This is a genomic window from Actinomadura sp. NPDC048032 (genome assembly GCF_040653175.1).
In the GTDB taxonomy this organism is placed as follows: Bacteria; Actinomycetota; Actinomycetes; order Streptosporangiales; family Streptosporangiaceae; genus Spirillospora; species Spirillospora verrucosospora.
Map to the genome: position 1 here is coordinate 1 of NZ_JBEZJP010000683.1, position 2,592 is coordinate 2,592.

Below are 2,592 nucleotides of genomic sequence, written 5' to 3' on the forward strand. Positions count from 1 at the left end.
GTCGCCGTCGCCGTCATGTCGCCGCCGCCGTCATGCCGTCGTCCCCCTGCCGCCGTGCGCGTCGACGATCCCGCGTGCGGGACGTGGAAGGCCGGCAGCGGGGTGGCCGACCGCCGCACGGGGAGGCCGATGAGCGCGGACCTGCGCGTACGGATCGCCAGCGTCACCAAGACGTTCACGGCCGTCACCGTGCTCCAGCTGGCGCGGGAGGGCCGGATCTCGCTGGACGCCCCGGTCGAGCGCTACCTGCCCGGTCTGCTCGACCGGGGCGGCTACGACGGCCGGAAGATCACCGTGCGGAGCCTGCTGCGGCACACCAGCGGCCTGCCCGACCACATGGACACCTTCCCGGACTCGGACGGGTACCGCTTCCGGCACTTCGAGCCCGGAGAACTGGTCGACCGGGCGCTGACGCTCCCGCCGCCGGGGTCCGGCTGGCACTACTCGACCACCAACTACGTCATCGCGGGCCTCATCGCGGAGAAGGCGAGCGGGCACAGCCTGGAGGACGAGGTCCAGCGCCGGATCATCCGGCCGCTGCGGTTGCGCGACACTTACTGGCCGGGCGACCAGACCCGGATCAGGGGGGCGCACGCGCGCGGCTACCTGCGCGAGGAGCGCGACGGGACCGTCCGGTGGAGCGACTTCACCGAGATGAACACGACGGTGGCCTGGGCCGGGGGCGCGCTGATATCCAGCCCCCGCGACCTGAACGCCTTCTTCGGCGCGCTGATGGGCGGCCGCCTGCTGCCCTCCGAGATGCTCGCCCAGATGCGGCAGACGGTCCCCGCCGACCCCGACCGCGTCTGGGACGGCGCGGCCTACGGCCTCGGCCTCATCGGAACACCGCTGCGCTGCGGCGGCGCCTGGTGGGGGCACGCCGGCGGCCTCGAAAGCTACGTCACCGTCTCGGGCGTCGCGCCGTCCGGGCGCCGCGTGACGGTCGCCCTCAACGAGAACCCGTCCACCCAGGAGGCGTTCGACGACCAGATGAGGCTCGTCGAGACGGCCTTCTGCGACGGGGCAGCCGCACCGGCCGCCGCACCGACCGGTGCGCCGGTCGCCGCTCCAGCAGCGGCCACGACCGGGAAGGGCGGTCTCGCCCGCTTCTACGACCAGCGGCTGGACTGGAAGAAGTGCACCCTCGACGCCGGTGACGAGGTCGGCAAGGAGCTCGACAAGGCGGGCGCCCGGTGCGCGGACGTCACCGTCCCGCTCGACTACCGCCGTCCCGAGGGCCGCACCATCACCGTGGCGATCTCCCGCCTGAAGGCGTCCGACCGCGCCCACCGCATCGGCACGATGATCCTCAACGGCGGAGGCCCGGGCCCCGCCCTCGACATGCCTCCCTACATGCGCTCCCTCATGGGGAAGGCCGGTCCTCGGTACGACCTGGTGGGGATGGACCCGCGCTCGCTCGGCCGCAGCGCCGCGGTCGACTGCCACTGGCCCGCCGGGACGTGGATCCGGTCGGCGGGGGAGAGCCGCCGCTCCTTCGACCGGTCCGCGGCGTTCGCCAAGGACCTCGCCGACCGCTGCGCGCGGACCGACGCCGGCGTCCTGCCGCACATCAGCACGCGCAACATCGCCCGCGACATGGACATCGTCCGGGGGGCGCTCGGCGAGCGGAAGGTCTCATACAACGGCGCGTCCTACGGCACCTACCTCGGGTCGGTGTACGCGACGATGTTCCCCGGCCGCCTCGACCGCGTCGTCCTCGACAGCTCGGTCGACCCGGCCGGCTTCGGCCCGCGCCTGCTGGCCGGCACCGAGGGCGCCAACGACCACGCGCTCGCCGCGTGGGCGGCGTGGGCGGCGAAGCGCGACGCGGCCTACGGCCTCGGCGGCACCCGCGACGAAGTCCTCGGCACCGTGCGCGGGCTCGTCAGGGCGGCCGGCGGCAAGCCCCTCGCCGTCGGCCCGTACCGCGTGGACGACACCGTGCTGCCGGTCGTGCTGTTCAACGATCTCGGCACCGACGAGGACCAGGCCAGGGCCACGCTGGCGGAGTCGCTGCGCGTCTTCGTCAAGGCCGCGGCGGGGGAGAGCGTCCAGCCGACCAAGGAACTGGACGAGGAACTCGGGTTCCTGCTCACCGGCGCCGAATCGGTGTACGGGAGCGGGCAGACCGCCATCATCTGCGGGGACGCGGCGGCGTCGCGCGATCCGGAGTCCTACCGGCGCGACATCGAGCGGAACCGGGCGGCCAGCCCGCTGTTCGCGCCCCTGACCCGCGACGTCAACCCGTGCGCGTTCTGGCCCGTGCGGCCCGCGGAGCGGCCAACCGAGGTCGGCGGGCGGCTGCCCGCGCTGATGGTGGCCGCGACCGGCGACACCCGCACGATCTACGCGAGCAACCAGGCCCTGCACGGGCTGCTGCGCGGATCGCGGATGGTCACGCTGGACGCCGACGTCCACGCGCCCTACCAGCGCGGCTACCCGAACGCCTGCGTCATGGACACGGTCAACGGCTACCTGCTGACCGGCCGCCTTCCCGCGCGGGACTTCACCTGCGACTGAGGCGCGGCGCCCCTCTCGGAGGCGCCCGGCCCGGGGGGGCCCGCCCCCGCGGCCCCCCGCCCGGACGCGCGC

Annotated in this window: 1 protein-coding gene; it reads left to right on the forward strand. The window is 74.3% G+C overall.

Annotation, left to right across the window (positions count from 1 at the left end; genetic code table 11):
• On the forward strand, positions 1-2,520 hold a 2,520-nt coding region (locus AB0C69_RS41005; RefSeq protein ID WP_360362035.1), incomplete at its 5' end, for an alpha/beta fold hydrolase.
• Positions 2,521-2,592: the final 72 nt, after the last annotated feature.